Genomic DNA, 26,441 nt, shown 5'->3' with positions numbered 1-26,441 from the left:
ACATGCAGGCTAGTTATTACTTGCTACTAGCTGCTCACTAATATCAAATACGGTGTACGATAAAGTTAGCTCTTCTACATCGCTCGGCAGTGCGGTATCAACATAAAAAAGCAGCTTAAACTCAAGCTCTTCACCCGCTTTTAGGGGTTGTTGATCAAAGCAAAAGCACGCTATTTTATGTAAGTACTTGGCTGCCTTTCCGGGCGATACAGAAGGCACCGCTTGCATTACTTTATCAATATCACTGGTGTTTTTTGCGCTAAACATCACCTCACGCATGGCACCTGGTTTCACATCAACACTGTATTCTTTAGATTTAACAATAAACGGCGCACCACTTTGCGCATGGGTTGTAAAGCTCACACCTATTTCTCGATTTTGTGCAACCTGTGTACTTTGCTTAGCTTGTTCAAGCGACGGCTTGCCATTAAGCCCAGTTATGTCGCAAAACACGTCATATAAGGGCACTAAGGCAAATGCAAAAGCAAACATACCTATACAAATAAGAATTAGGCGCTTTAATAGCGGTGCATGTGTCATTATTTAATTTCCGGCGGCGTAGAAAAAGTATGATACGGCGCAGGAGAGTCCACTTCCCACTCTAAACCTTCAGCACCATCCCACACTTTTGCAGGGACTTTATCGCCCCCTCGGGCACATTTAATTACCACCGCCACAAAGAGTAACTGCGATAAACCAAAGGCAAACCCACCTATGCTTATGATTGCGTTAAAATCAGCAAACTGCAGGGCGTAATCGGGAATACGGCGCGGCATGCCTGCCAGCCCGACAAAATGCATAGGGAAAAACAATACATTTACGCTTACCAGCGACAACCAAAAGTGCCACTTAGCCAAGGCAATGTTGTACATGTTGCCCGTCCACTTAGGCAGCCAATAATAAGCCCCCGCCATAATCGAAAATATTGCCCCCGTAACTAACACGTAATGAAAGTGCGCCACCACAAAGTAAGTATCGTGATACTGAAAATCAGCAGGGGTTATAGCCAACATCAGCCCCGAAAAGCCCCCTAAAGTAAACAGCACAATAAAGGCAATACTAAATAGCATGGGCACTTCAAAACTTATTGACCCTCGCCACATAGTGGCTACCCAGTTAAATACTTTTACCCCTGTAGGCACCGATATCAACATGGTCGCGTACATAAAAAATAGCTCGCCAGCAACGGGCATACCGGTCGTAAACATATGATGCGCCCACACTATAAAGCTCAGTAATGCAATAGAGGAGGTTGCGTAAACCATTGAGGCATAACCAAATAGTTTTTTACGTGAGAATGTAGGCACTATGGTCGAAATAATACCAAAGGCGGGTAAAATCATGATGTAAACTTCGGGATGGCCAAAAAACCAAAATATGTGTTGAAACATCACCGGATCGCCGCCGCCTGCCGCATCAAAAAAGCTGGTTCCAAAGTATTTATCGGTGAGCACCATAGTGACCGCTCCGGCCAGTACGGGCATAACAGCAATTAATAAAAATGCGGTTATTAGCCATGTCCATACAAATAATGGTAGCTTCATCCATGTCATGCCTGGGGCACGTAAATTAACAATGGTCACAATTACATTTATTGCGCCCATAATTGAGCTAATCCCCATAATGTGCACTGCAAACACAAACATTGCGGTGTTGTCGTTACTGTACGTTGTTGAAAGCGGCGCATAGAACGTCCAGCCAAATGCGGGGCCGCCTCCAGGCATTAATAACGATGCCAATAAAATTAAAAAAGCGAAGGGTAAAATCCAAAAGCTCCAGTTGTTCATTCTGGGCAGTGCCATATCTGGCGCGCCAATCATGAGCGGTACCATCCAGTTAGCAAGTCCCGTAAAGGCTGGCATTACAGCACCAAACACCATAATTAAACCGTGTACTGTAGTCATTTGGTTAAAAAAGTGTGGGTCTACCAATTGTAATCCTGGCTGAAATAACTCAGCCCGAATAACCATGGCCATTGCACCGCCAATTAAAAACATAGTCAGCGAAAAAATTAAGTACATGCTGCCAATATCTTTATGGTTTGTTGTGTATAACCAACGTTTAAAACCTTTGGCTGGGTGGTGGCCGTGGTGAGCGTCATTGGCGTTAGGTTGTTCTACTATGCTACTCATTAGTTCGCCTCCGCATCAAGTGCTGCCTGAATTTCACTAGGTTGGATGACATCACCCGTTTCATTACCCCACGCATTACGTTTATAGGTAATTACCGCTGCAAGTTGTTTAATTGAGAGCTGCTTTGCAAATGCCTGCATTGCAGTTCCTGGGCGGCCATGAATCACTACATCAATGTGATCTTTTATATCACCCAAAACAATGGGGCTGCCTTTTAACGCAGGAAATACGCCCGGTAACCCCATACCAGTAGGTTGATGACACGCAGCGCAACTTGCCATATACACTTGCTCACCTAGTGTCATTAGCTCTTCTTTAGGAATTGTTGTATCAAGCAATGCTGCATCAGCAAGTGCGGCTTTTTGCTTAGCTTGCTTAGCATCTGCAAGCCATGCGTTAAAGTCCTCTTGCGATTTAGCTTCAACCACCACGGGCATAAAGCCATGATCTTTACCGCACAGCTCTGCACACTGTCCTCGGTAAATACCTTCTTCGTTAATGTTGGTCCACGTTTCGTTGATAAACCCCGGATTGGCATCTTTTTTAACGGCAAAATCGGGTACCCACCAAGAGTGAATAACATCATCAGAGGTCATTAAAAAACGCACCTTTTGATTAATTGGCAGTACTAAAGGTTTATCAACCTCAAGTAAGTAATTAGGGTTTTTATTAGCAAGGTTGGCTATTTCGTCTTGAGGGGTAGATAAAATAGAGTAAAACTCTACGTCTTCGCCCATATATTCATAATGCCACTTCCACTGTGACCCTGTAATTTTAATGGTTAAGTCGGCCTTACTGGCATCTTCCATTGCAATGAGGGTTTTAGTGGCAGGGATTGCCATGGCAATTAAAATAACAAACGGAATGGCAGTCCAAAGAATTTCTACTTTGGTACTTTCATGAAATTGGGCAGGAACTGCCCCTTTAGATTTACGGTGATGAATCAGTGCCCAAAACATTATTGCGAACACTATCACCCCAATCACACAACATATTAAAAATATGGTCATGTGTAGCTGATATACATTATTACTTATATCGGTTACGCCCTTGCGCATATTGTATTGGCTATTAGCCAGCACTTGCTGCGGGAACATAATCAACACAAGCCACAAGGTAGAGGTCAGTTTACCCATGTGACGGCTCCTTTGATGCTATTGCGAATGCAAAGCGAAGAGGCATACGGCTTAAACGCCAATTCGTTATTTTTATTTTTAACCAATCTTATCTTTGATCGGTATCGCTAGGACAACAAAAGGTTTGTGTATATTGTGTGTTCTCATAACTAAAAAGCTGTGAGTTATTGTTAGTCCAGCACATTAATGATTAGCTAAAAAACGTACAACAAGCAAGTTTTAGTATAAAAAACAATCAAGTGATATTTTAAAATTGACTAAATGACGGCGTATTAAATTGTTATTTAACAGCCAAGATACGAGCAAAATTAAGGGATGTAACACGCTTAGGAAGATAAAAGTATGAGTGAAAAAAAGTTTACAGCCTAAATAATTTTAGGGCGCTTTGAGGTGGGGGAAGGTCTGTTTTTAAAACAAAAATGCACACTAAAAAGTGCGCATTTATAGATATTACTTAAAAATAGTTAAAAATTACATCCAGTCGGCATTTCTTATTACGCCAACGGCTAACCCTTCAATATTAAAAGATTCGTTTTCAAGGTCTACCTCTATAGGCGTAAACTCTTCGTTTTCGGCGTGTAATAATACTTTTCGGCCTGCTTTTTCTAGGCGTTTTACGGTCACGTCTTCATCTACTCGTGCAACCACAACTTGGCCGTTCTCTGCTGTTTGAGTACGGTGTACAGCAAGTAAGTCGCCATCCATAATACCTATATCTTTCATACTCATGCCGTTAACACGCAATAAAAAGTCGGCGGCTGGTTTAAACATGAGTGGGTCTATTTTACAGTGACTCTCAACATGTTCTTGCGCCAAAATAGGCGAACCCGCTGCAACTCTACCTATTAATGGTAGCCCTAGTTGCTCAGGCTCTTCTTCTTCAACCAATTGAATACCACGGCTTGCACCTGGTTTCATTTTAATAACACCTTTTTTGGCAAGCGCTTTTAAGTGCTCTTCTGCGGCATTGGCACTTTTAAAACCGAGTGTTTGCGCAATTTCGGCACGTGTAGGAGGCATACCAGTGTCTTTAATAAAAACTTTTATTAGTTCGAGTATTTGAGCTTGGCGTTTAGTTAATGGTCGCATACAACTGGTTTTCCATACAGTACATTTAACTGTGAGTATATACAGTTAAATAAAAATCGCAAATTTAAATTGTGCTTTAAAATAGCTAAATAGACCGCGTCTGGATAAATTTTAGGTAATTACAGACGTTCAGTATTTAAAATGCTATAAATTTACTTTCAATATAAAGGAGTAATTATGAGTATTTGGCATCAACCCATTACATTAGAGCTTTGCAAACAGTTAGATGAGGGAATAAACGGCCAAGGCACGCTAATGAAAACCATGGGCATAGAAATAACCGAAATAGGAGATGATTACCTGGTGGCTACCATGCCCGCAATTCCTGAGCATCATAATCCTATTGGTATGGTACATGGTGGCGCAAATGTGGTACTTGCCGAAACCGTAGCAAGCTACGCCGCTAACTTTGTCGTGGACTTTACAAAATTTTATTGTGTTGGACAGGAAATTAGCGCCAGCCACTTAAAGGCCTCTCGAAATGGCACTTTAACCGCCGTTACTCGTGCATTTCATATTGGTAAGCGCAGTTCTGTATGGGAAATAAAAATAACCAATAGCCGCGGCGAGCTTTGCTGCGTATCAAAAATGACCGCAGCGGTTGTCGAGCGCAAATAATTAACTATGGCTACTTTTCGATAGGGTAAATCGTTATTTCCATCCCAGCGCCAATGGCAGATATACGTAGCAGTGTATCTGCATGTAGAGCTTGGTTAAAACACTTAGGTGACGTGCCCGACTCAAAGCCTATATCAAACGTTCTGCGCGAACAGCTTAGCCACTGCTTAAGCGCATTACGTGAACACGACTCTATTAATTCACATAAGTGGTTGATTGCTTTGTCTGGCGTGGTTATATCACCTGAGGCTTCAATACGCGCCAATTGACGATATTCGTCTTTGTCATAATGCAAAACCATCGCGTTTTTCTTTAAGTCTGCCACTAGGGCGCTAATATCTTGTTTAGACTCAAGCTCTAGATCTACATTTAAAAATTGAATTTCCGACATTGTCTGCTTTTTACCCTCTTATAGTTTCATCGCAAACTTTAACGCAGTTTTACTTTTATACCAAATCAACTAAGCGCTAAACATGGCTTTATTAATAGAAAATACCTGTTTAAACGCCATTGGCACCTAATTTGCCTTATAAAACGGGTTAGGCTAGTTACGCTTAATTTTACCGTTTATGTATAAAGTTATACACACACTGTGTAATTAAACGCTTCAGGAGAGAAATTATGGTAGATCATGGCCCGCAAATTAAAAACGACGATCAGTACGATGCGCTTCGAGATGAAGGAATGAGCAAACAAAAAGCCGCGCGCATTGCTAATAGCAATACTCATAAAACCGCTGTCAAAGGCGGCAAAGCCTCAAAGTATGAGCAGCGCACTAAAAAGCAGCTGTACAATAAAGCTAAAGAGCTCGGCATTAGTGGCCGCTCTAAAATGAGTAAACAAGGGCTAATAAATGCCTTACGTGAGCATTAAACACAGCCTCACTGATTTTTTACCGCTCCTTTTTATTATTTTTATAAAGTTAGAGTAAGCTTATGAATAACTGCGACAAAATGCCGCAGTAAAAGCATGGGCTGCTGTAATACACTAACGCTAAAAATAATAAGAAGCACAAAATGAGAAAACAACTATTTAAACGCGCTCGAAAACTACATAAGTGGCTAGGCTATTTACTTGCCTTACAAATTTTAGCTTGGCTTTTAGGCGGCTTAGTAATGAGCGCGATACCACTTGAATACGTACACGGTAAGCACCTTGCTAAGCGCACACTTACAAACCCATTTACTCAAGCAGACTACCCCACATCACTCGATAATATTACTGCGCAAGTGCCTAACCCCACGCAAATAGTGTTTGAGCACTTTTTAACGACCCCGCTTATTACTGTTATTAATACTGACGAGCAGCAAAGCTTTAATGGTTTAACGGGCCGCCCTTTTCAGCCACCCACTAAAATACAAATTACCGCTAATGCACAAGCGCATTTACTCATCGACGCTAAGCCAATTAGCACTACACTTTTAAAACAAGGCACTCGAGAGGTGGGATACAAAAAAAATGTGTGGCAAGTACAATTTAACGACACCTTTAATACTACGCTGTATTTAAATGCAATTAACGGCAAAGTTATCAGCGTTCGCAGCACACTATGGCGCATATTCGACTTTTTTTGGATGCTACACATAATGGATTACGACGAGCGAGAAGATTTTAACAACCCGCTCCTCATCAGTTTTGCAGCCACCAGCGTACTATTTTGTTTATGCGGTATTATTTTATTAATACAAAACGTTAGGCTAAAAAAACTTACACGTGTTGGTCAATCAAAATAGGGTTGCCGTCTGGGTCTGTAATAATAAAGCTTTTATCACCCACAGGTTCAACCTGGATATGAGCGTTTTGAAAATATTCGCTAAGCGTATCAACATCCTTAAACTCTGTAACGGTTTGTGCGTTTTGATCCCAGCCAGGATTGAAGGTCAGCATGTTTTTATCAAACATACCCGAGAACAAACCAATTAAATGTTCACCGTTTTTCATCACTAGCCAATTTTGCTCTATCTCACCTGCAAACTCGCTAAAGCCCAGCTTTTCGTAAAACGCTTTTGAGGCTCTAATATCTTTAACCGTTAAACTTATTGAAAAAGCACCTAGCATAGTCATCTCCTCGCTATTTTTTATATCAGTATAGAGTGTACTAAGCATTGCGGATTAAAATTTGTTCAGGCTTTATCTTTTAGCAGCAAAACTTTAGACTAGCGCCTCCTGTAGTTCACGTATGTGATGGATATGCTTAAATTTATTTTGGCCTTTGTGGCTTGTTGTATTTGTTTTTCTGCATCGAGTGAAGAATTTACCCGCTTTTCAACGGCTAAAAGGCACTTAATTAAAACCCTACCCGAAAACGCCAAAAGCCTTTACTGCGGCTGCGACATTAAAAAACAAGGTAAAAAGCTAATCCCCGACCCTAGCAACTGTGGTTATATTCCGCGTAATACGTTAACTTCCTCTGGCAAGGTTAATGTACGTGCACTGCGTATAGAGTGGGAGCATATAGTGTCGGCGTGGGAATTTGGTCACCAGCTACAATGCTGGCAAAACGGTGGTCGTAAAAACTGTCGCAAGGTCAGTGCTAAATTTAGAAAAATGGAAGCCGATATAAACAATTTAGCCCCTGCTATTGGCGAAATTAACGCAGATCGCTCTAACTATCGCTTTGGTATGCTTAGCGAAAACGCTACCCAATATGGCCGCTGCCAAGTAAAGGTTAATTTTAAACAACGCGTTGTAGAGCCTCCTTTTTATGCCCGTAAGCGCATTGCCGACACCTACGCCTATATGCAAAAAACATACGGCTTAAAAATATCAGCTAAACAACAAAAACTATTTGATGCCTGGCAAAAACAAGCATTTGCAGATAAAAGCAGCGCAAGTAAGCTGTAGCACACCTAAGTGTATACACTCATTTACATAATTTAGGGGCTAATACGTTGAATAAATGAGCGGGTGTTGTAGTATTTTAAACAACTTATTTACAAAAAGTAGTTTTGTATGTTTAAAAATAATAAAGCAACACTCGCTATTATTGCTGCACTTTCAGGCCTAACGCTTGTTGGCTGTGGCGGTGGTAGCAGCATGAATGAAACGCCCGACCCAGTCGTCACACCTCCTGCAAGTACAGCCCCAACATGGACGGCAGGTGTATTTGAGCCATCGGAGGAGTTAAAAAACTTTTGCGAAAACCCACGCACAGGTAACGATCCGTTTAATAATAATGCGCCTTACCCAGACCAAGCGGGTTCGGCCCTTTACGAAAAGCTTTGGCTTCGCTCGTGGAGCGACGAAACCTACCTTTGGTATGATGAAATAGCTGATAACGACCCTGAAAACTTTGCTACAGTGGCCGATTATTTTGCCCAACTAAAAACCGAAGAACTAACCGACTCTGGTGATAAAAAAGATAATTTTCATTTTTCAGAGCCTTCTGAGGACTACTTTCAAGAAGCGCAATCAGGGGTAACCTCAGGCTATGGTATAAATTGGGCATTTATTGGCGACCCAGCTGATAGAATTTTACGTGTTGCCTACCTAGAAGACGACTCACCAGCAAGCCAAATTGGTTTTCAACGTGGCGATACCGTACTTGAAGTTGATGGCGTAAGCATTAATACCAGCACACAAGCAGGCGTAGATACCTTAAACGAAGGCTTATTTAGCCCTACTAATGGCGACTCGCACACCATCGTTGTGCGCAGTAACGATGGCGGTGAAAAAACCTTTAACGTAACTGCCGGCAACATAGAGCAAACGCCTGTTCAAAACGTAAAAACCATTACCACTGCAAATGGCACTAGCGTAGGGTACATGCAGTTTAATAGCCATATAGGTATTGCCCAAGAAGGCTTAATTGCTGCCGTTAATAAATTTAAAACCGATAACGTGGAAGAGCTTGTTATCGACTTTAGATATAACGGAGGCGGTTTATTAGCGCTTTCTTCGCAGCTGGCTTACATGGTGGCGGGCAGCGCCAACATTCAAAACCGTATTTATTACCAAACTCAGCAAAACGATAAACAACCGGTAGAGTCGCCTTTTCCGTTCATAGATGAAGAAATTGATTACTCAACTTTTTTTAGCACTGGCGAAAGCCTCCCCGATTTAAACCTATCTAAGGTGTATGTGCTTAGTACATCGGGTACGTGTTCGGCATCAGAAGCCTTTATTAATGGCTTAAAAGGCATTGACGCCGAGGTAGTGCTCATTGGCGACACAACCTGCGGTAAACCATACGGCTTTACCCCAACACATAACTGTGGCACCACCTATTACACCATTCAATTTAGCGGTATTAACAGTAAAGGGTTTGGTGAATATGCAGCAGGCTTTACGCCAACGCCTACACCGCAGTTTGATGCTGATGTAAAAGGCTGTGTAGTCAGTGACGACTTTGATAATCAATTAGGCGATCCAAACGAAGGGATACTCTCTACTGCGCTTTATCATATTGATAATAACGGCACGTGCCCTGTTAGCACCGCCTCTGCAAGTATTAAAACACAAGTACAAAGCGCTGCTGGCGATAGCAAGCAGCTATTACCTTTGAACGCACCTAATAACGTTAACCGTGGCAATATGGATTTAACCTGGCCTACGTTAAATAAGGATAAGTAATGGCTAAACTACTGGCAATATTAAGCTTATTATTTATTGGAGGCTGTAACAGTATGAGTAATGCCACTGCTAAGCCTGCACTACTAACCGAGGTAAACCCAGGCGTTATAGCCACGCTCCAGCAAGCGATTATAAAAGCGAAGGGCGGCACACTAGTTACACTGGCCGACACCGTTTTTACTAAACGCAGCGAGCTATTACTAAGCCATGGAAATAGTAAAGACTCAAATGGTATGCCCATAATGGGCGCGCATAATATCAAGCCAGAAAAGTTTGTTTTACAAATAATCGGCAAGCAGTGCGTGCTTTATTATCCTAAAAAAGATATGTCTATTGAGCTTAAAAACGTAAGTTGTAAAGCACAATAAAATACTATTAAAAAGGCACACAGCATTTATGCTGTGTGCCTTTATCGTTTTTCCCTTGGTTTATAAGTCTTGATGCGGACCAAACACTTCGTAATGAATATGCTCGTTTTTAACACCTAGTGCCAGTAACTGGCTTTTCACAAACGCCATAAACCCAGCGGGGCCACATAAGTAAAAATCGCCATTTGTAAGAGGTAACTGTGTTTTTACGGCAGTTAAGTCCATTAACCCTGTAAAACCAGCCCCTTCACTACTTTGATTAAACCACGTAATAGTTTGCAAGCTGTTATAAGCCGTACTTAATTCATTTAAATAGTGTGCAAACGAGTGCTGCTGCGTATTTTCGCACGCATGTAAATACATAATATTTTGCTTAGGGTTATCGCTTAATAGCGTTTCGAGCATCGCAAGCATTGGGGTTTGCCCAACACCTGCTGAAATAAGTACCGCTGGATTTTTACTATTTCGTAAAAAGAAATCTCCTGCAGGCGGGTACAGTTCAACTACGTCGCCTTGAGCTAGTGAGTGTAAATAATTAGACACCATGCCAGGCTTTGGCTGTAGCTCTTTTTTAACGCTAATACGGTAGTTTTTACCATTGGCTTTTTGTGAAATAGAATACTGGCGAATTTCTTCATATTCAGCGCCCTCTGGTTTAACTTTAATCCCTAAATACTGGCCTGGTTTATGGGTAATCACCGCTTTGCCATCTATAGGCGTTAGTGTAAAACTTGTTACGAGTGCTGATTCAACCTGTTTATTGGTTATTTCAAATTGGCGCGTGCCCGTCCAACCACCGTGTTTATTTTTACTGTGCTCATATAAAGCCGCTTCTTCGGTAATACAAATATCAGCAAGCAGTGCGTAAGCTTCACGCCAAGCGTATTCTACATCCGGCGTAAACTGCTCTGGTATTAGCTCTTTTAAGGTGCCAATTAAGTGATCACCAACAATGGGGTAGTGCTCTGGTAAAATATTTAAACTGGTGTGCTTATGGTTAATGCGCGCTAATGCCTCTTTTAACACCGCTAAGTTATCAATATTTTGGGCGTATGCCGCTAAGGCGTTAAACAAAGCAAATTGCTGGCGCCCGGTGTTTTGGTTGCTCATATTAAAAATATTTTTAAGCTCTGGGTTATGGCTAAATAGTCGCTTATAAAAATGATCGGTCACAACCGTGCCGGCCTGTGCTAATAACGGAACAGTGCTTTTAACAATCTCAATGGTTTTATCAGATAACATAATGTAGTCCTGTAGGTAAACTAACCACGGCGCCCATCAACACGACGGCGCGTTAATATAGGTGTGCAGTAAATTAAAAATAACAAAAAAGCCACTAACCACAGCAAGGCACTGATCTGCCAAGCAAAGTGTGGCCCAATAATTAAGGGGAGTATGGAGCGAGTAATAGCTGCCACCAGCACAAGCGCAAAAGCAACAGATATATATTTAGGTGTATTAAGCGTACGCCCTGTATGGCCTAGCGATACACGGGTCATCATGGCTAAAATCATCATCCCTATTGTGCCAATAGTGATAAGGTGGAGCGCATCTTTGAAGGGTATTACGCTTGTGTAAAAGCTCAGTGCAATCATCATTAAGCCAACACCTAAAGCAAAATAAGAAAAATGCAAAGACCATAATAAAGGCACTTTTAGCACATTTGTATGCCACCAAAGTTTTGCGCGAATTAAGTGAAGCACAGCCACTATTGCAACAATGAATGCAGGGCTAATTGAGCTTAAAAATAATTTACTAATAAAAAATAAAGTAATTGCCAATATTGATAAATACAGCAGTGCTTTATCAATTTTAGGAGTGCGTACTTGCTCGCTAAGCGCTAAGCCTTTAGCTGTGAAAAAAGGAATAACCCGCCCTGCTACAATGCCGACCAGTAAACTGACAACCAGTACCGCAGTGTCAACCACAGCTAATGCAAGCTGCATGTTGTTATTTAAAACAAGGAGTAAATAAAGAGTATTAAGGGCGCACAACACGCTTAAAATAACTAAAAACGGGTAATTATTTTTACTGCGTGCTGTTAATAGCATATTAGCCAGTGCCGTAATTGCCCCAAGCCACCATGCTAGCTGTAGCAAAGTAACAAGCCATAAATTAGCATTAGCAAAATCAGCCAGCTTTATAAAAAATGCTAAACGAGCACTTATCCATACAAAAGTAAGTAGCATAAGTGCTTTGCCACTTATACTTTCAACGCCCGTCCAATTTTGTGCCGCCGTAAGTAAAAAACCGACTGCTACCACTCCTGCAAAGCCAAATAGCATTTCGTGCGCGTGCCAAAGTGTGGCTGGCATGGTTAAGTGCCAACTAGCATAGCCCGTTAAAATAAGTAACCAATACCCTATCGATAAAAGTGCCAGCAAACCGCCTGCTAAAAAGTAGGGTCTAAATGCAAGCATCCATAACGGCCATTTTGTTACGTGATGAATAGCTATGTGCGCTGGCATTGGCTCTGTTAAATTTAGTGGGCGCATTAGCGTACTTCCTGCCCTAAACCATGTTGCGCAACACAACGCAGCACATAACTAACTTTTAAAATAGCTGCCACTACAATCGTACTAATATGCGCTGATATTTGTACCTGCATCGAAAAGTGCTCTGCGTACGGGTAACTAATTAAAATGCTCACAACCATACAAATAGCGCTAAGCCCTAATACTGCATTAGCAGTAAATAATAGCGATTTAAAAAATGCGCCTAACTCAACCTGGTTGTTTACATTATTTAGTGTAAGTGTGTTCATAACTACCTCAGCAACCATTAACGTTACTTAGCTATTACACATAGTGTGCCAATAAAATAAAACACTAATATTCAGTAAGTTAAATATAAACACTTTACAAATTGAGTCTTTATGACACACTCTAATTTAAATCATAAAAACACGAATAGGTCATTTTGACATGAACCAACAATTCAACCTTACCCAAGTGGCTTTAGAGCTTGCCCAAAGCACGCTGCACGAGCACAGCTTTGATCAATTATTGGCAACGGTTGAACGTGCAATACCTAGTAATGCCAGTGCATTACTTGTGGTGCAGGGCGAGCAACTTAAGCCCTTAGCCATCAAAGGTCTGATGCCCGATAGCCTTGGTAGGCGCTTTAAAATAGCAGAGCACCCTCGATTAGCGGCCATTTGTAGTGCAAACCACGCATTACAGTTTGCACACGACTGCCCCCTGCCCGACCCATACGACGGCCTGCTGCTGGCCAAAACGGGCGATATTCCTGTGCATGCTTGCTTAGGTTTACCCCTTTACGATAAAAGCACTTTGCTAGGCGTGCTTACATTCGATAGCTTAAACGCAAATGCCTTTAGCAGAATTAGCGCAGATACACTCAGTACCTTACAAACACTGTGCAGTGCGCATTTTAAAACAGCCCTGGAGCTTGCCCATTACAAACACCATGCACAGCATTCAAACGCCCTTGTACAAGCGCTAACGCGTGATGCGCTTACTCGCGATGGCGGCGAAATTATTGGCCAAAGCCCTGTAATGCAAACGCTTAAAAATGAAATAAAACTCGTAGCGGCCTCTAATTTTAGTGTATTGGTGTTAGGAGAAACGGGCGTAGGGAAAGAGCTAGTAGCGCGTAATATTCACTTAAATTCTGCCCGAAAAGATCAACCGCTGATTCACTTAAATTGTGCCTCACTCCCCGAAAACCTTGCAGAGAGTGAGTTTTTTGGCCACGCCAAAGGCTCATTTACTGGCGCACAAAATGCCCGCCAAGGTAAGTTTCAGTTAGCTGATGGTGGCACGTTATTTTTAGACGAAATTGGCGAGCTACCATTGGCTATGCAAAGCAAACTATTACGGGTGTTGCAAAGTGGTGAAATACAAACAGTAGGAGAAGACACGCCAAAATATGTGGATGTAAGGGTAATAGCAGCCACTAATCGTGATTTAAAACATGAGGTAGCGCAAGGCCGCTTTAGAGCCGATTTATATCACCGGCTAAGTGTTTACCCTATTACCGTGCCGCCACTTAATAAACGCGAGCACGACATAACTTTATTGGCTGGTTATTTTATTGAACAAACTGCCCGTAAATTAGGTATTAAACAATTAAAGCTAAGCACTGAAGCGCAAGTATTGCTCAACCAATACAGTTGGCCTGGTAATGTACGCGAGCTTGAGCATGTTATTAGCCGCAGCGCATTAAAAGCTAAGCAAAGCCAGTGGCAAAACCCAATAATAACAATTACAAGCGAGCACTGCGATTTAACCCCACAGCTAAGTAATACAGTACAAGTTAACACGCAAAAAACCATTCACACTGCCTGGAATCAGCCCTTAAAACAGGCCGTTGAATCTTTGCAATTTACGGTTATTACCGAGCAATTAAAACAGCATAATTATAATTGGGCAGCTACTGCACGAACCCTTGAACTCGACAGAGCCAACCTAGTTAGGCTTGCCAAACGCTTAGGCATTAAAGTTAAAAAAACTATTTAACGTGTGGCATGTTACTAAAGTAGGTTTTTAATAACGCAGCAAAGGCTTGCACTTTGGCCGTGCGGTGTACTAAATGGTGAGTAACCAACCAAGAGTCAAACTCCCAATGTAATTTGTCGTGCAATATAGGCACTACGTCGGGGTTATTTTCTATCGCGCTTTGATGCAACCCCCCTATGCCTAAGCCTTTAATAACCGCGCGCGCCGCTTCTGAGGTTTCTGATACTCTTAATTTAATTTGCGACTGAGGAATAAACTCATCAACCCAGCTAAAGTACGGTACACGCGCATTAAACCCCGCAATACCCGATATAAAATTATGCTGCTTTAAGTCATCTAAGGTTTTTGGCATGCCGTGTTTAGCAATATAACGTTTGTGGGCATATAGGCCGGCCGATAGCTTAGCTAAGTGCTGCGCTATATAGTCGCCTTCATCAGGTTTAGGGCCTACACGTATTGCTATATGGGCTTGTCCGTGGTCAAGCCTTAGGCGCTTTTGCTCTAAAATCACTTCTAGCTGCACTTGCGGATGCAATGTTTGAAACTGCTCACACACGTTGCTTAGCATATCCATAAAACCACTTACGGTAGTCAGTAACAAGCTCCCTCTGAGCTCACTATCGGCTGCGGCAATGGCATTATGTAAACCTTCGAGTGAGTTATCTATCGCTTGTGCGGTTTCAAATAATTTTGCCCCGCTTTCGGTTACTTTATATCCGCGCGCATGGCGATGAAATAACCGTACATTTAAGTTTTTCTCTAAGTTATTTATGCGTCTCAACACTGTGCTATGGTGCACACTTAATGCCTCTGCTGCGGCGGTCAAAGTACCTAGCCTTGCCACTTCAAAGGCAACTTTTACGTCTTGCCAGTCGTCAAATTTTATTGCCACGCTACCCGCCTTCTACTTATGTGCATATACGCACATAAGTGTTGCGTTTATTCGGGTTTTCTACAAGCAAAAATTTGCTACATTAGTGTCATACCCAACCAATAAAAAGGTCTAAATTATGTCAGCACCAAAAATTATCGCGCTCGCGGGTAGCCTGCGTAAAGATAGCTTTAACCAAAAACTCATTAACGAAGCAGCTCGTTTTGCTCTGCAAACCGGTGCTGAAGTGGAAGTAATTACACTCGCCGAGTTAAATTTGCCATTATTTAGCGAAGACATTGAAGCGCAAGGCACACCTACCGATGCACAACTATTGAAAGATAAACTGCGTAATGCTGATGGTATTTTACTAGCAAGCCCAGAGTACAACGGCTCAATTACTGCTGCACTTAAAAATGCAATTGATTGGGCGTCACGTACTGAGCAAGGCGCAGTACCCGCATTTCGCAACAAAGTAGTGGCGTTATTTGCTACATCACCGGGTGGTTTAGGTGGTTTGCGCGGCCTAAACCATGTACGCGATATTTTAAGCGGGATTGGCTCGTTAGTACTTGCCGATCAGCTCGCTATCCCATCAGCATTTACTGTATTTGACGAAGATGGAAAAATTAGCGACCCTACCACTGCAGAAAAAGTTAGCGTGTTAACGCAGCAGCTCGTTTCTGTTGCTAGTAAATTAAGCTAATTTTTACGATTGTGTCGCTGCTAATTTAGCAGCGATAAAATCGGTGTGCGCTACATATAAAAGCCCAGCCACTTTGCGTATTACATACTCTTCTTGAGGGTCTATCTCTCCATCGGCATACGCCAATCGCCATAATAGCTCAATTATTTCAATGCGCTGCGCCGCACTGCAGTGATCGTTAATCTGCTTAGAAAATTGAAAGTAATCAATAGCCCCATCTAAGCTACCAGCGGCATTCGTGGTGAGCTCATCAACTTCAGATTCTGTTAAATTAAAGTATTTTTTTAAGGTTACAGTCAGGGTGTGTTGTTCATTATGGTCGAGCTTAGAATCAGCACGCATTACTTCAATAAGCAGCGCAGCAACCGCTGTTTTTAGATCATGCTGCTCTATGCTTGGCTGTTGCTCGTCAAAAGCGGCAAACAGTTGTTTTATTTGTTTGAACATCACATATTCTCTTTTTGGGTGTTAGACTTAACTTAAATACATCGCACTTAATGCTTTATTAATGGGTATTAAGTTCGCAAATTAAAGGATACATTTTTATGAAAGGCTTATACACACCGCATTTAGTTGTTGGCGCTGCATTGCTAGCCTTTTCTGGTATAGGGAGCGCCTTTGCAGAAGTGGGCGAAAAAGAAAAGTCATACGACTTTGATAACAAAGTACATTATTACCAAACCAAAATTGGTGAAGACAACTATAAAATAGAAATACAATCAGACGACTACAAACACTTTGCTAATCAAAGTATGTTTTTATTGCGCCACGCAGACAGACTATGCCGCGGCAGAACCTTTATGTTAAAAGTGCTTGAAGGCGTGCAAGAGTACGAACGTTTCCCTACTAAACCACGCGCTTATCAACCACCATTAAACGTTTTACTACAATGTGACGCACCCGAGAAAAAAGAAAAATAGTTTATTTTTCGTAGCCCCACGGCGCTGCTGGTGGAGTAATTGGTTTAGTTAAATCAAAGTCCACCTTAAACTCGCGCCCTTGGCGAATTAACCGATACGTAAATACCTCAGGATAAATATACATTTGCCATGTATTACCTGCCGACTGTGCTATCCCTTGTGCTACAAATAACTCTTTAGAGTATTGATCGGCCGGGAAAGACTGCATTTGTGCAAAACCCGCATCAAGAGTATGACCGCCATACATAGTTGAAACATCGTCGCTGCCATCTTCATGGCGATGATCGTGCTTTAAGCTCAAACCACTGCCCGTTTTAGTAATGATCCATGTACGCGATGCATCATCTCCCACATGAAATGGGACTTGTAGCTCGCTATCTGTGCATTTACGAACATGCATAATTAGTTTTTTATTCTCAAATGAGCTTGGGCCTTTTGCGTTATCTACGCTTACTTTGCCCTCAAACGCTTTACCACAATGCGCAGCTATATTATTAAAAAACGCATCGTGTGTTGCTATAGATACCAAAGGCGCAGGACGCGCGATAGCCGCTGATGAGGCAAGTAATAACGTTGCTGCCGTTAATAATTTCATAAAGTACTCTTATAATAGTTTTTTAATACCATAGCGGTTTAAGTTAATAATGGGAAATAGCTGCGACAAGTGGCTAAAAACAGCTGAATATAAGTAATTTCTTTGTTATTAGACTAATGGCTTATAGTGTAAAAAGCTGCAATAAATTCACTTTCATCTTGCACAGAAAGAACATAATGCTTTGATTAATAAATGAGTTTTATTAATTATTTTTAACTACACATAAATGATTGTTGGTATATTGGCTACCTTTTTCGCCATACACGACCTTTTGCCTATACATTCCTAAGTAAAAGCTGATCTACTCTGCTCCTTCACTATTCATTTGCTTTAACAAAAGCCGTATTAATAAATAAGCAACGAGTAACAGGAGGGACTATGTCAGTAACCCCAAAGGGTAACGAGCCAGAAAAAACAAGCGCATCCCACGTAGATGATGCCAACAGCTATCAAAATAAGCATAAAGCTAGTTCAGAGTTTAATACCCGCGACGAATACCTAGAGCACGAGCTGCAAATTATGCAGCCTAAGCGCTGGCGGCCTAATTTACCATTTAGAGACTACCGCTTTGAATTTGAAGACACGATTCCTGCCATGGCGGGCACCATTGGTAAAGTCGTTATGGTGGGTGCTATTGCCGCTACTTTTGCAGCGCCACTAGGTTTAAGCGATGCGTTTGTGTTAGAAAACGTACGCTATGAATTACTGATTGTTTCTATTTTTATTATTTTGTTTTCAGGCTTTATCTTACCTACCGCTAACTTAGCGGGTACTCATGGGCCACTTATTCCTCTTATCCCTATTGTGGTTGCCGCTGGCGGCCATCCTATGGCGTTTGGCTTACTGATTGGTGCCTTTGGCTTTATTTTAGCCATAACCAAAGGAGGGAGCTTGCTGGCACGCTTAACCAGTAAAGGTGTGTGCGGGGGCTTACTTATATATTTAGGTTTTATTGGCACAATTTCGCAGGTTAAAAAGCTGTTTGCATGGGCTGAGGCCATTGATATGGCGCACATTGCATTTATTGTTATTTTGGCGACCATTCTATTGTATGCGTTACTTGAGCACTTTAAAAAGCGCTGGTTAGCTGTGCCGCTTAGCTGCCTTATTGGCGGTGTGGTTGCATTTGCACTCGGTGCGCCGTTTGAATTTAATACTGCGCCGGGCTTACCAAATATGAACCCAGCTTATTGGTGGGGCGAGAACACAGGCTGGATGCTTGGCTTACCTACGCTTGAAAGCTTTGTGGTTGTGCTGCCGTTTGCGGTATTGGCTGTGGCTATGTGGTCACCGGATTTTTTAGGGCATCAAGTATTTCAAAAAATTAGTTACCCGCAACGCACTGAAAAAGTTCAAATGAACATAGACGACACCATGCTAAGCGCATCGGTTAGACAAACCTTTGGCTCGCTGGCCGGTGGTGCTAACTTTACCTCATCGTGGGGGACTTACATTGTCCCTGCCGCTATTGCTAAACGCCCTATTCCGGCGGGCGCCATTTTAACAGCCGTATTTTGTATTATTGCAGGTTTATGGGGTTACCCAATGGATTTAGCCATTTGGCAACCCGTGCTGTGTGTTGCGCTTATTGTAGGTGTGTTTATTCCGCTGCTTGAAGCAGGTATGGAAATGACACGCGAAGGTAAAACAACGCAATCGGCCGCTATTGTTGTGTTTGCCTCAAGCTTGGTTAACCCTGCTTTTGGTTGGTCACTGACTATGCTGCTTGATAACTTAGGCTTAATTGGCTGTAAAGAGCGCAGTGCTAATTTAACTAAAATGAGCCGTTGGGTTATTCCGCTAATTATGTTTGTTATTTTAACTACCGTTATGGCTATTGTTGGTATGCTGCCAGGCATACCTGCGCTAATGACAGATTTTAGACATTAATAATTAGAAAACTTAAACATAAAAAAAGCGCGGCTTATATACTCAGCCGCGCTTTGTTTTCATATGTAATTAATTGCTTTTCGTTACTGCCAAGGGCGCTCAGCAGCAAGTTGTTTTTCAAACGCATCAATTTGTGGATTTAGCGTTTCGGTCACACCAATAAAATCTAAGCCACTTAATAAACGCTCTTTTACGTCTTTACGAATATCAAAACTAATTGGCGCAAACTTATCGCTTGTTAGTGTTTGGTTTTCAAGATCGATTTGAATGTTTATATCGTCGTGTTGCTCACTAAGTACAAACAATTGCTCAAGCGTATCAGCGGGTAGCGCAATGGCTAGCATTTGGTTGTTGCCACAGTTATTAAAGAAAATATCAGCAAAGCTTTCCGCTAAAATTACTTCAAAACCATATTGCTTAAGTGCCCACGGTGCATGCTCGCGTGATGAGCCACAACCAAAGTTGTCGCGGGTTAATAATATTTGCGCGCCTTGGTAGCATGGGCGATTTAAAATAAAATCAGGATTTGGTTCGCCGTTTTCTAGGTAACGCCAATCGTAAAACAGTGCTGCATCAAAACCATCACGGCTGGTTGATGTTAAAAACTGCTTTGGAATAATTTGGTCTGTATCTACATTGTTTTTATCAAGTGGGGCCATTAAGCCACTAAAAAATACGCTCATTAGGCTTCTCCTCTTATATCAACAAAGTGACCATGTATTGCAGCTGCGGCTGCCATTGCAGGGCTTACTAAGTGCGTACGCCCGCCACGGCCTTGGCGGCCTTCAAAGTTACGGTTAGACGTAGATGCACAGCGTTTGCCCGCTTCTAAGCGGTCGTCGTTCATTGCTAAACACATTGAACAGCCCGGCTCGCGCCACTCAAAACCTGCCGCTTTAAAAATATCGGCTAAGCCTTCGTCTTCGGCTTGCTTTTTAACAAGGCCAGAGCCCGGTACAATAAGTGCTTCAATGCCTGCGACTACTTGCTTGCCTTCAACAATTTTTGCCGCTGCACGTAAATCTTCAATACGGCTATTAGTACACGAACCAATAAAGACCGTATCTACTTTCGCGCTTGATAATTTATCGCCGGCTTTTAAGTCCATGTATCTAAGTGCGCTGCGTATAGCATCGGCTTTAATTAAATCTGGTTCTTGGTCAGGATCTGGTATGCATTCATCAACGCCAATTACTTGCTCTGGGCTTGTACCCCACGTAATTTGCGGCTGAATGTCGTCAGCTTCAAGCTCAACACTCAAGTCAAACTCTGCGCCTTCATCTGATTTTAAGGTTTCCCAGTATTCAACTGCGGCGTCAAAGTCAGTGCCTTTAGGTGCAAATGGGCGACCTTTTAAGTAATCATACGTAATTTGATCTGGTGCTATTAAACCTGCTTTTGCACCCATTTCAATACTCATGTTACATAACGTCATGCGGGCTTCCATTGAAAGTGCTTCAATGCCTTCACCACAAAATTCAGCAACATAACCTGTACCGCCAGCTGTACCTAACTTACCAATAACCGCCATAATTAAATCTTTAGAGGTTACAGTTGGGCGAAGCACACCGTTAATTTGAATTTTTAACGATTTTGCCTTTTTTTGCTGTAGCGTTTGCGTTGCTAATACGTGCTCAACCTCAGACGTACCAATACCGTGCGCTAATGCGCCAAACGCGCCATGCGTAGAGGTATGGCTATCACCACATACAATGGTAGTGCCAGGCAAGGTAATACCTTGTTCAGGCCCCATTACATGCACTATGCCTTGGTTAATTGAGTTTAAATCGTAAAGTACAATGCCAAACTCTTTACAGTTAGCATCAAGTGCCATTAACTGGTTTTTAGAGACTTCGCTTGCGGCATCAAGTGATCGGCTTTTAGTCGATACGTTATGATCCATTGTTGCAAAGGTTTTTTCTGGGCAACGTACCGTACGGTTTTTTTCACGTAGGCCTGCAAAAGCCTGCGGTGATGTCACCTCGTGTACTAAATGACGGTCAATATAAAGTAAATCAGTTTGCTCGTTTATGCTGGCAACGGTATGTGCTTGCCAAATTTTGTCGTATAACGTTTGGGCCACTTGCTAATTCCCTACTTTGTTAAGTCGCAGCATAACGGTGCTGCGATTTATATATTAAATACGTGAAACGATGGCAGCTGCCACATCGCTTGTGCTGTATCCACCTTGTGGGTAGATATCTGGCGTGCCAACGCCTGCTTCTACGGCTTCGGCTACGGCTTTTTCAATGGTGCGCGCAGCTTCGTCTTGCCCTAATGAGTAACGTAGCATAAGTGCAGCACTTAAAATTTGTGCAATCGGGTTTGCAACGCCTTTGCCTGCAATATCAGGAGCGGAGCCACCAGCAGGTTCATACAAACCAAAGCCCGATTGATTCAAGCTTGCCGATGGTAATAAGCCCATTGAGCCTGTGATCATTGCACACTCATCTGACAAAATATCACCAAATAAGTTATCGCAAAGTAGTACGTCAAACTGGCTAGGCTGTTTAACTAATTGCATAGCTGCGTTATCTACGTATATGTAATCTAGGCTGACTTCTGGGTAGTCTTTGCTTACTTCGGTAACGACTTCACGCCATAATACGCTTGATGCAAGCACGTTTGCTTTATCAACCGACGTTACATGGTTACTACGTAATTTTGCTGCCTCAAAGGCAAAGCGGGCAATGCGTTCAATTTCTTTACGCGAGTAAGTTTGTGTATCAAATGCGGCTTCTTCAGCGCCTTCGCCGCTTCGGCCTTTTTCACCAAAGTAAATGCCGCCAGTAAGTTCGCGTACACATAAAATATCAAAGCCTTTTTCGCTAATATCTGCACGTAATGGCGATGCTGCGCTAAGCGCTGGTAAAAGCTGTGCTGGGCGTAAGTTACAAAACAAACCAAAGTGCTTACGAAGCGGTAAAAGCGATGCACGCTCAGGTTGCTCATTAGGGGGTAGGTTTTCCCATTTTGGGCCACCTACCGAGCCAAATAAAATGGCATCGGCGTTTTCACACGCGCTTAGCGTTTTTGGTGGTAATGCTTCACCAAATTCGTCTATGGCTGCGCCACCAATAGCATGATGCTGACGGTTCAGGGTAAAACCAAACTTATTGCTTACAGCATCAAGTACTTGCTCTGCTGCTGCCATTACTTCTGGGCCAATACCGTCGCCTGCTAATACGGCAACGCTGTAGTTTGTTTTACTCATCCTGCTTTCCTTTGTTGTTTTAAATCAGACACTTTTTGTGCACGATAAATTAAGTTGTAAACACGGATCATGGCGCGTACCGACGCCTCTACCACATCCGCAGCAATACCCGCACCGTGATAAGGGCGACCATCGTATTTAGCAATAATGTTTACTTGACCAAGCGAACTTGCGCCTTGACCAGTGGCTTCTAAATTGTATTCAATCATTTCAACGCTCATACCAGTTAAGCGCTCAATAGCCGCAAATGAGGCTTCAACAGGGCCATTACCTGTAGCAGCTTCTTGTTTTGCTTCGCCATCAATTAACATTCCAATGGTAGAGCTGGCTACCGACTGTGAGTTAGACGCTGAGTTTACAAACTCTAATTGGTATTTTTCGTCTTTGTCGTTAATTTGATTAAAGTAAATCATGGCTTCAAGGTCGTAATCGTATACGGTACCTTTTTGATCAGCTAACGCTAAAAAGCTTTCGTATAAGCTGTCCATATCGTAGTCAGCTTTTTGATAACCTAACTCTTCTAAGCGGTGCTCAATAACATGGCGACCCGAACGCGAGGTCATATTTAATTGGTTATTTGGCACACCGACGCTTTCTGGCGACATAATCTCGTAAGTATTTTGCGCTTTTAATACGCCATCTTGGTGAATGCCCGAGCTATGTGCAAAGGCGTTTTCGCCCACAATCGCTTTATTTGGCTGTACCGGCATATTGCATATTTTTGCCACTTGGCGAGATGCGCGATAAATTTCTTCGCTTTTAATATCGGTGTGAACGTTTAAGTGGTCTTTGCGCATTTTCATGATCATCGCCACTTCTTCAAGCGAGCAGTTACCCGCACGCTCACCAATACCATTTATTGTACATTCAATTTGGCGAGCACCGGCTTGTACCGCGGCTACCGAGTTAGCCACAGCTAAACCTAAATCGTTATGACAATGTACACTTAAACGCGCTTTATCTATATTCGGCACGTTATTCATTAAATGGCGGATCATTGCGGCGTATTCGTCTGGCGTTACAAAGCCAACGGTATCAGGTAAATTAATAGTAGAGGCACCGGCGTTAATTGCCTGCTCAACAATTTTACATAAATCCCAGTACGGCGTACGCCCTGCATCTTCACACGAAAACTCAACATCATCAGTGTAGTTACGCGCTAATTTAATTGATTTAACCGCCATGGCCGTTGCATCGTCTAGGCTCATACGTAATTTGTGTTCAAGGTGCAAAGGGCTTGTGGCAATAAAAGTATGAATACGGCTTTGCTGTGCCGTGCGAAGTGCCTCACCACAGGCTTCAATGTCTTTTGCTACTGAACGTGCTAAACCACAAATAATTGGGCCTTTAACCTCGGTTGCAATACGTTGCACCGAGCGAAAATCAGCGGGGCTCGAAACCGGAAAACCCACTTCCATCACATCCACGTTCAAGCGGCTAATAGTATGCGCTAGCTGAATTTTATCGTCTTCTGTAAGGCTTGCTTTAAGTGCCTGCTCGCCATCACGTAAGGTGGTATCAAAAATCCATACTTTATCTTTGTCTTGCATAACTGCCCCTCATTCCTCTGTTACCCAAATTTCAATTTATCCCAGCCGCGAGATAATAAAAAACCCCGCAATTGCGGGGTTTTTAGTGTTTAACTCGATGCAAACACACTAATCCCCGCTCACTGACCATAGCAGTAAGAGGTTAAGTTTTAGTGTAATTAAACGAATATTTTGCATCTTGTTTCTTGTGTGTGTGTTCAGTGAGGCCTATTTTTAACATTACAAAGCAATTGGTGCAAGCATAAATATTCCAAACAAAGGAATAAAAACCCCACATTAAAGAAATTTATATACCTAAAAATAGCATATTTAGGTTTTATAAATCACACAGCTACACTTTTTAGCTTAAATTAATGTGTTGAGTAAACTTGCGTGCTTAGATTAACTTATTGCTAATTTTTTAAGCTAAACCTGATTATTTGTTTCACGAATATAATGCCCTGCACCGCGGGTAATATAACGTAGCTGCCAAATAACCCGCTCAATGAGTTCTTCGCGTTGTTGACCTTCTATATCAAGTGCTTCAGCGCCGGCATTAAATACCAGTGTTACCATGGCTTCGGCCTGAATATAAGCGTGGATCGAATCGCACTTGGTTTCGCTTTCTAAATAATGCGCAAGCTCTAAAATAAAGTGCTTTACCTCACGAGCTACGGCGGCTCTAAAGGCTTTTGAGGTTCCAGAACGTTCTCGCAGCAGTAATCTAAATTGGTTGCTTGAGTTATCAATAAACTCCATAAAGGTAACAACCGAGGTATTTATTACGCTACCACCACTGGCTATACGTCTGCGAGCTTGACGCATAAGCTGGCGAAGGGTTAAGCCTGCTTCGTCGACCATGGTTAAACCTAGCTCGTTCATATCTTTAAAGTGGCGATAAAAAGAGGTGGGGGCAATACCGGCTTCGCGGGCAACTTCGCGTAAGCTTAAATTAGAAAAACTATGATCAGCACTAAGCTGATTAAATGCCGCCTCAATTAAGGCTTGTCGTGTTTTTTGTTTCTGTTGTGCTCTAACACCCGACATCCACAGCTCCCTGAGTAATTTTATATGAAGTTTTAATGATAATTAGCCGAATTGTCTAGTCTAATACTTGACGCCAAGAGATTGAAACACTATTTTAGCTTACAGTTGTACGCTGAGAGTAAAAACGATGAATAAACCACCGATTATTTGGACAAACGTCCTATTTTTTAGCCTAACCTTTTTGGCGGCTGTCACACTTGTACCTTGGTACGGCATTAGTTACGGATTTACCAGCGCGCATTGGATTGCATTTGTAGGCTGTATGTTTTACGCAGGCCTATCTATCACTGCCGGATACCACCGATTATGGGCGCATAAAGCCTATAACGTACACCCTGCAATAGAATTTATTTTTGCCCTTGGTGGCGCATTTGCTTTGCAAAACAGTGCGTTGCACTGGAGTAGCGATCATCGTATACACCACGGCCAAGTAGATGACCCAGTAAAAGACCCTTACGCCGCAACTAACGGCTTTTGGTACAGCCACATTGGCTGGATGCTACGTGATTACCAAGGCGATAGTTATAACGATTACAGTAATTGTCGCGATTTACAGCGCAATAAAATTGTTATGTGGCAGCATAAACACTACTTAAAGCTTGTTATAGCCATGAATGTCGGTTTACCGCTTGCGCTTGGTTTATTAGTAGGCGATGTGTGGGGTATACTACTACTTGCAGGTTTATTACGCTTAGTATTGAGCCAGCACTTTACCTTTTTCATTAATTCATTGGCTCATATTTGGGGCTCACGCCCATACACTGAGAAAAACACTGCACGCGATAATGGCTTTTTAGCGTTATTTACTTATGGCGAGGGTTACCATAACTTCCACCATATTTTTGCAAGCGATTACCGTAACGGTATTAAGTGGTTTCATTACGACCCAACTAAATGGATGATTCGTTCTTTAGCAGCGCTCGGTTTAGCCAGTAAATTAAAGCGCACCCCGGTTGAGCGCATAGAAAAAGCCAAAGCCGAAACGCTAATGAGTAAAACGCAAACGCGCCTTTCAAAATTGCCTTTAGCGCAAGATAAGCTTACATTATTACAACAAGAGTACGATTTACTGCTGAAAAAGCTGCAAAATTACTGTTCACTACAAAAACAAGTGTTAGAAGCTAAAAAAAATAACATGGCAAAGCAGTGTGAACAATCAGCATTAATGACACAATACCATGAGCTGGAAGCCGCCTGGGAAAATCAAAAACAGGCATGGCTAGCACTTAATGCGAGGTTATTAAAAGCCTCTTTTAATTAATTTAGGAGTGGC

28 protein-coding genes are annotated in these 26,441 nt (G+C 42.3%); 11 read left to right on the top strand and 17 right to left on the bottom strand.

What is annotated here, in order from left to right:
• Positions 1-9: 9 nt before the first annotated feature.
• The 4 genes from CWB60_RS15025 to lexA all read right to left on the bottom strand — a co-directional run bounded on the left by CWB60_RS15025 (position 10) and on the right by lexA (position 4,357).
• Positions 10-540, bottom strand: coding sequence for a cytochrome c oxidase assembly protein (locus CWB60_RS15025; protein WP_004588216.1), 531 nt, complete (start codon positions 538-540; stop codon positions 10-12).
• On the bottom strand, positions 540-2,132 hold the full coding sequence (gene ctaD / locus CWB60_RS15020; protein WP_004588215.1) for a cytochrome c oxidase subunit I: 1,593 nt from the start codon (positions 2,130-2,132) through the stop codon (positions 540-542). Before ctaD ends, CWB60_RS15025 begins: the two co-directional genes overlap by 1 nt.
• Positions 2,132-3,268, bottom strand: a complete 1,137-nt coding sequence (gene coxB, locus CWB60_RS15015; RefSeq protein WP_138579335.1) for a cytochrome c oxidase subunit II — start codon at positions 3,266-3,268, stop codon at positions 2,132-2,134. The genes ctaD and coxB overlap by 1 nt, the downstream gene beginning before the upstream one ends.
• A gap of 471 nt (positions 3,269-3,739) precedes the next feature.
• Positions 3,740-4,357: a transcriptional repressor LexA gene (lexA, locus tag CWB60_RS15010; RefSeq protein WP_004588213.1), complete on the bottom strand. Its 618-nt coding sequence runs from the start codon at positions 4,355-4,357 to the stop codon at positions 3,740-3,742.
• A gap of 177 nt (positions 4,358-4,534) precedes the next feature.
• Between lexA and CWB60_RS15005 the strand changes: the two genes are divergently transcribed.
• On the top strand, positions 4,535-4,975 hold the full coding sequence (locus CWB60_RS15005) for a PaaI family thioesterase (protein WP_004589367.1): 441 nt from the start codon (positions 4,535-4,537) through the stop codon (positions 4,973-4,975).
• A 10-nt stretch (positions 4,976-4,985) separates the two neighbouring features.
• Here the strand turns inward: CWB60_RS15005 and CWB60_RS15000 are convergent, their stop codons facing one another.
• The gene (locus CWB60_RS15000; protein WP_004589368.1) at positions 4,986-5,366 is read right to left on the bottom strand and encodes a hypothetical protein; all 381 of its coding nucleotides are present in this window, start codon (positions 5,364-5,366) and stop codon (positions 4,986-4,988) included.
• Positions 5,367-5,596: 230 nt separating this feature from the next.
• Here CWB60_RS15000 and CWB60_RS14995 point away from each other — a divergent pair, with 230 nt between their 5' ends.
• Together CWB60_RS14995 and CWB60_RS14990 are read left to right on the top strand one after the other, a co-directional pair.
• Complete coding sequence (locus CWB60_RS14995; protein WP_029773325.1) at positions 5,597-5,848, top strand: DUF7218 family protein; 252 nt, start codon at positions 5,597-5,599, stop codon at positions 5,846-5,848.
• 143 nt (positions 5,849-5,991) lie between these two features.
• Complete coding sequence (locus CWB60_RS14990; RefSeq protein WP_138579337.1) at positions 5,992-6,708, top strand: hypothetical protein; 717 nt, start codon at positions 5,992-5,994, stop codon at positions 6,706-6,708.
• Here the strand turns inward: CWB60_RS14990 and CWB60_RS14985 are convergent.
• Complete coding sequence (locus CWB60_RS14985; RefSeq protein ID WP_138579339.1) at positions 6,683-7,033, bottom strand: VOC family protein; 351 nt, start codon at positions 7,031-7,033, stop codon at positions 6,683-6,685. The genes CWB60_RS14990 and CWB60_RS14985 overlap by 26 nt on opposite strands.
• Before the next feature lie 126 nt (positions 7,034-7,159).
• On the opposite strand from CWB60_RS14985, the gene CWB60_RS14980 reads away from it, so the two are divergent.
• The 3 genes from CWB60_RS14980 to CWB60_RS14970 all read left to right on the top strand — a co-directional run bounded on the left by CWB60_RS14980 (position 7,160) and on the right by CWB60_RS14970 (position 9,915).
• Entirely contained in the window at positions 7,160-7,819 is a 660-nt protein-coding gene (locus CWB60_RS14980; RefSeq protein ID WP_138579341.1) for an endonuclease, read from the top strand.
• A 108-nt stretch (positions 7,820-7,927) separates the two neighbouring features.
• Complete coding sequence (locus CWB60_RS14975) at positions 7,928-9,547, top strand: S41 family peptidase (protein ID WP_138579343.1); 1,620 nt, start codon at positions 7,928-7,930, stop codon at positions 9,545-9,547.
• Positions 9,547-9,915: a hypothetical protein gene (locus CWB60_RS14970; protein WP_138579345.1), complete on the top strand. Its 369-nt coding sequence runs from the start codon at positions 9,547-9,549 to the stop codon at positions 9,913-9,915. Before CWB60_RS14975 ends, CWB60_RS14970 begins: the two co-directional genes overlap by 1 nt.
• A gap of 60 nt (positions 9,916-9,975) precedes the next feature.
• On the opposite strand, the gene hmpA is transcribed toward CWB60_RS14970, so the two are convergent.
• From hmpA to CWB60_RS14955, 3 genes are read right to left on the bottom strand one after another with little or no spacing between them, the layout of a single operon-like run.
• Positions 9,976-11,157, bottom strand: a complete 1,182-nt coding sequence (hmpA, locus tag CWB60_RS14965) for an NO-inducible flavohemoprotein (protein ID WP_138579347.1) — start codon at positions 11,155-11,157, stop codon at positions 9,976-9,978.
• Between the two features lie 20 nt (positions 11,158-11,177).
• On the bottom strand, positions 11,178-12,410 hold the full coding sequence (locus CWB60_RS14960; RefSeq protein ID WP_138579349.1) for an NnrS family protein: 1,233 nt from the start codon (positions 12,408-12,410) through the stop codon (positions 11,178-11,180).
• On the bottom strand, positions 12,410-12,679 hold the full coding sequence (locus tag CWB60_RS14955; RefSeq protein ID WP_054983355.1) for a hypothetical protein: 270 nt from the start codon (positions 12,677-12,679) through the stop codon (positions 12,410-12,412). Before CWB60_RS14955 ends, CWB60_RS14960 begins: the two co-directional genes overlap by 1 nt.
• Before the next feature lie 160 nt (positions 12,680-12,839).
• On the opposite strand from CWB60_RS14955, the gene norR reads away from it, so the two are divergent.
• Entirely contained in the window at positions 12,840-14,396 is a 1,557-nt protein-coding gene (gene norR, locus CWB60_RS14950) for a nitric oxide reductase transcriptional regulator NorR (protein WP_138579351.1), read from the top strand.
• Here norR and CWB60_RS14945 read toward each other — a convergent pair.
• Complete coding sequence (locus CWB60_RS14945; protein ID WP_004589379.1) at positions 14,389-15,288, bottom strand: LysR family transcriptional regulator; 900 nt, start codon at positions 15,286-15,288, stop codon at positions 14,389-14,391. The two genes, norR and CWB60_RS14945, sit on opposite strands and share 8 nt — an antisense overlap.
• A gap of 118 nt (positions 15,289-15,406) precedes the next feature.
• Between CWB60_RS14945 and CWB60_RS14940 the strand changes: the two genes are divergently transcribed.
• On the top strand, positions 15,407-15,973 hold the full coding sequence (locus CWB60_RS14940; protein WP_029773331.1) for an NADPH-dependent FMN reductase: 567 nt from the start codon (positions 15,407-15,409) through the stop codon (positions 15,971-15,973).
• A gap of 3 nt (positions 15,974-15,976) precedes the next feature.
• Here CWB60_RS14940 and CWB60_RS14935 read toward each other — a convergent pair whose 3' ends face one another.
• Positions 15,977-16,420, bottom strand: coding sequence for a tellurite resistance TerB family protein (locus tag CWB60_RS14935; RefSeq protein ID WP_121638126.1), 444 nt, complete (start codon positions 16,418-16,420; stop codon positions 15,977-15,979).
• A 98-nt stretch (positions 16,421-16,518) separates the two neighbouring features.
• On the opposite strand from CWB60_RS14935, the gene CWB60_RS14930 reads away from it, so the two are divergent.
• Positions 16,519-16,893, top strand: coding sequence for a hypothetical protein (locus CWB60_RS14930; RefSeq protein ID WP_004589382.1), 375 nt, complete (start codon positions 16,519-16,521; stop codon positions 16,891-16,893).
• A 1-nt stretch (position 16,894) separates the two neighbouring features.
• Here CWB60_RS14930 and CWB60_RS14925 read toward each other — a convergent pair whose 3' ends face one another.
• On the bottom strand, positions 16,895-17,488 hold the full coding sequence (locus CWB60_RS14925; RefSeq protein ID WP_138579353.1) for a hypothetical protein: 594 nt from the start codon (positions 17,486-17,488) through the stop codon (positions 16,895-16,897).
• A gap of 378 nt (positions 17,489-17,866) precedes the next feature.
• On the opposite strand from CWB60_RS14925, the gene CWB60_RS14920 reads away from it, so the two are divergent.
• Complete coding sequence (locus CWB60_RS14920; RefSeq protein ID WP_138579355.1) at positions 17,867-19,378, top strand: DUF3360 family protein; 1,512 nt, start codon at positions 17,867-17,869, stop codon at positions 19,376-19,378.
• 83 nt (positions 19,379-19,461) lie between these two features.
• Here the strand turns inward: CWB60_RS14920 and leuD are convergent, their stop codons facing one another.
• From leuD to fabR, 5 genes are all read right to left on the bottom strand, one after another.
• Complete coding sequence (gene leuD, locus CWB60_RS14915) at positions 19,462-20,061, bottom strand: 3-isopropylmalate dehydratase small subunit (RefSeq protein WP_004589386.1); 600 nt, start codon at positions 20,059-20,061, stop codon at positions 19,462-19,464.
• A complete protein-coding gene (gene leuC, locus CWB60_RS14910) occupies positions 20,061-21,461 on the bottom strand; it encodes a 3-isopropylmalate dehydratase large subunit (protein ID WP_138579357.1) in 1,401 nt (466 codons plus the stop codon). The genes leuD and leuC overlap by 1 nt, the downstream gene beginning before the upstream one ends.
• 54 nt (positions 21,462-21,515) lie before the next feature.
• Positions 21,516-22,592, bottom strand: coding sequence for a 3-isopropylmalate dehydrogenase (leuB, locus tag CWB60_RS14905; RefSeq protein ID WP_004589388.1), 1,077 nt, complete (start codon positions 22,590-22,592; stop codon positions 21,516-21,518).
• A complete protein-coding gene (gene leuA / locus CWB60_RS14900) occupies positions 22,589-24,142 on the bottom strand; it encodes a 2-isopropylmalate synthase (protein ID WP_138579359.1) in 1,554 nt (517 codons plus the stop codon). The genes leuB and leuA overlap by 4 nt, the downstream gene beginning before the upstream one ends.
• A gap of 405 nt (positions 24,143-24,547) precedes the next feature.
• Positions 24,548-25,168: an HTH-type transcriptional repressor FabR gene (fabR, locus tag CWB60_RS14895; protein ID WP_004589390.1), complete on the bottom strand. Its 621-nt coding sequence runs from the start codon at positions 25,166-25,168 to the stop codon at positions 24,548-24,550.
• A 127-nt stretch (positions 25,169-25,295) separates the two neighbouring features.
• Between fabR and CWB60_RS14890 the strand changes: the two genes are divergently transcribed.
• Positions 25,296-26,429 carry an acyl-CoA desaturase gene (locus CWB60_RS14890; RefSeq protein WP_138579361.1) on the top strand — a complete coding sequence of 378 codons (1,134 nt, stop codon included), beginning with the start codon at positions 25,296-25,298 and terminating at the stop codon, positions 26,427-26,429.
• Positions 26,430-26,441 lie beyond the last annotated feature (12 nt).

Origin of the sequence: Pseudoalteromonas sp. S327 (assembly GCF_005886415.1) — a bacterium.
GTDB classification, from domain to species: domain Bacteria; phylum Pseudomonadota; class Gammaproteobacteria; order Enterobacterales; family Alteromonadaceae; genus Pseudoalteromonas; species Pseudoalteromonas atlantica.
This window is presented reverse-complemented; position numbering and strand designations above follow the sequence as displayed.

What these genes read in the sequence shown, in the direction of transcription:
- CWB60_RS15025 (WP_004588216.1), bottom strand. Translation starts at nt 540, where the DNA reads ATGACACATGCACCGCTATTAAAGCGCCTAATTCTTATTTGTATAGGT.
- ctaD (WP_004588215.1), bottom strand. Translation starts at nt 2,132, where the DNA reads ATGAGTAGCATAGTAGAACAACCTAACGCCAATGACGCTCACCACGGC.
- coxB (WP_138579335.1), bottom strand. Translation starts at nt 3,268, where the DNA reads ATGGGTAAACTGACCTCTACCTTGTGGCTTGTGTTGATTATGTTCCCG.
- lexA (WP_004588213.1), bottom strand. Translation starts at nt 4,357, where the DNA reads ATGCGACCATTAACTAAACGCCAAGCTCAAATACTCGAACTAATAAAA.
- CWB60_RS15005 (WP_004589367.1), top strand. Translation starts at nt 4,535, where the DNA reads ATGAGTATTTGGCATCAACCCATTACATTAGAGCTTTGCAAACAGTTA.
- CWB60_RS15000 (WP_004589368.1), bottom strand. Translation starts at nt 5,366, where the DNA reads ATGTCGGAAATTCAATTTTTAAATGTAGATCTAGAGCTTGAGTCTAAA.
- CWB60_RS14995 (WP_029773325.1), top strand. Translation starts at nt 5,597, where the DNA reads ATGGTAGATCATGGCCCGCAAATTAAAAACGACGATCAGTACGATGCG.
- CWB60_RS14990 (WP_138579337.1), top strand. Translation starts at nt 5,992, where the DNA reads ATGAGAAAACAACTATTTAAACGCGCTCGAAAACTACATAAGTGGCTA.
- CWB60_RS14985 (WP_138579339.1), bottom strand. Translation starts at nt 7,033, where the DNA reads ATGCTAGGTGCTTTTTCAATAAGTTTAACGGTTAAAGATATTAGAGCC.
- CWB60_RS14980 (WP_138579341.1), top strand. Translation starts at nt 7,160, where the DNA reads ATGGATATGCTTAAATTTATTTTGGCCTTTGTGGCTTGTTGTATTTGT.
- CWB60_RS14975 (WP_138579343.1), top strand. Translation starts at nt 7,928, where the DNA reads ATGTTTAAAAATAATAAAGCAACACTCGCTATTATTGCTGCACTTTCA.
- CWB60_RS14970 (WP_138579345.1), top strand. Translation starts at nt 9,547, where the DNA reads ATGGCTAAACTACTGGCAATATTAAGCTTATTATTTATTGGAGGCTGT.
- hmpA (WP_138579347.1), bottom strand. Translation starts at nt 11,157, where the DNA reads ATGTTATCTGATAAAACCATTGAGATTGTTAAAAGCACTGTTCCGTTA.
- CWB60_RS14960 (WP_138579349.1), bottom strand. Translation starts at nt 12,410, where the DNA reads ATGCGCCCACTAAATTTAACAGAGCCAATGCCAGCGCACATAGCTATT.
- CWB60_RS14955 (WP_054983355.1), bottom strand. Translation starts at nt 12,679, where the DNA reads ATGAACACACTTACACTAAATAATGTAAACAACCAGGTTGAGTTAGGC.
- norR (WP_138579351.1), top strand. Translation starts at nt 12,840, where the DNA reads ATGAACCAACAATTCAACCTTACCCAAGTGGCTTTAGAGCTTGCCCAA.
- CWB60_RS14940 (WP_029773331.1), top strand. Translation starts at nt 15,407, where the DNA reads ATGTCAGCACCAAAAATTATCGCGCTCGCGGGTAGCCTGCGTAAAGAT.
- CWB60_RS14935 (WP_121638126.1), bottom strand. Translation starts at nt 16,420, where the DNA reads ATGTTCAAACAAATAAAACAACTGTTTGCCGCTTTTGACGAGCAACAG.
- CWB60_RS14930 (WP_004589382.1), top strand. Translation starts at nt 16,519, where the DNA reads ATGAAAGGCTTATACACACCGCATTTAGTTGTTGGCGCTGCATTGCTA.
- CWB60_RS14925 (WP_138579353.1), bottom strand. Translation starts at nt 17,488, where the DNA reads ATGAAATTATTAACGGCAGCAACGTTATTACTTGCCTCATCAGCGGCT.
- CWB60_RS14920 (WP_138579355.1), top strand. Translation starts at nt 17,867, where the DNA reads ATGTCAGTAACCCCAAAGGGTAACGAGCCAGAAAAAACAAGCGCATCC.
- leuD (WP_004589386.1), bottom strand. Translation starts at nt 20,061, where the DNA reads ATGAGCGTATTTTTTAGTGGCTTAATGGCCCCACTTGATAAAAACAAT.
- leuB (WP_004589388.1), bottom strand. Translation starts at nt 22,592, where the DNA reads ATGAGTAAAACAAACTACAGCGTTGCCGTATTAGCAGGCGACGGTATT.
- leuA (WP_138579359.1), bottom strand. Translation starts at nt 24,142, where the DNA reads ATGCAAGACAAAGATAAAGTATGGATTTTTGATACCACCTTACGTGAT.
- fabR (WP_004589390.1), bottom strand. Translation starts at nt 25,168, where the DNA reads ATGTCGGGTGTTAGAGCACAACAGAAACAAAAAACACGACAAGCCTTA.
- CWB60_RS14890 (WP_138579361.1), top strand. Translation starts at nt 25,296, where the DNA reads ATGAATAAACCACCGATTATTTGGACAAACGTCCTATTTTTTAGCCTA.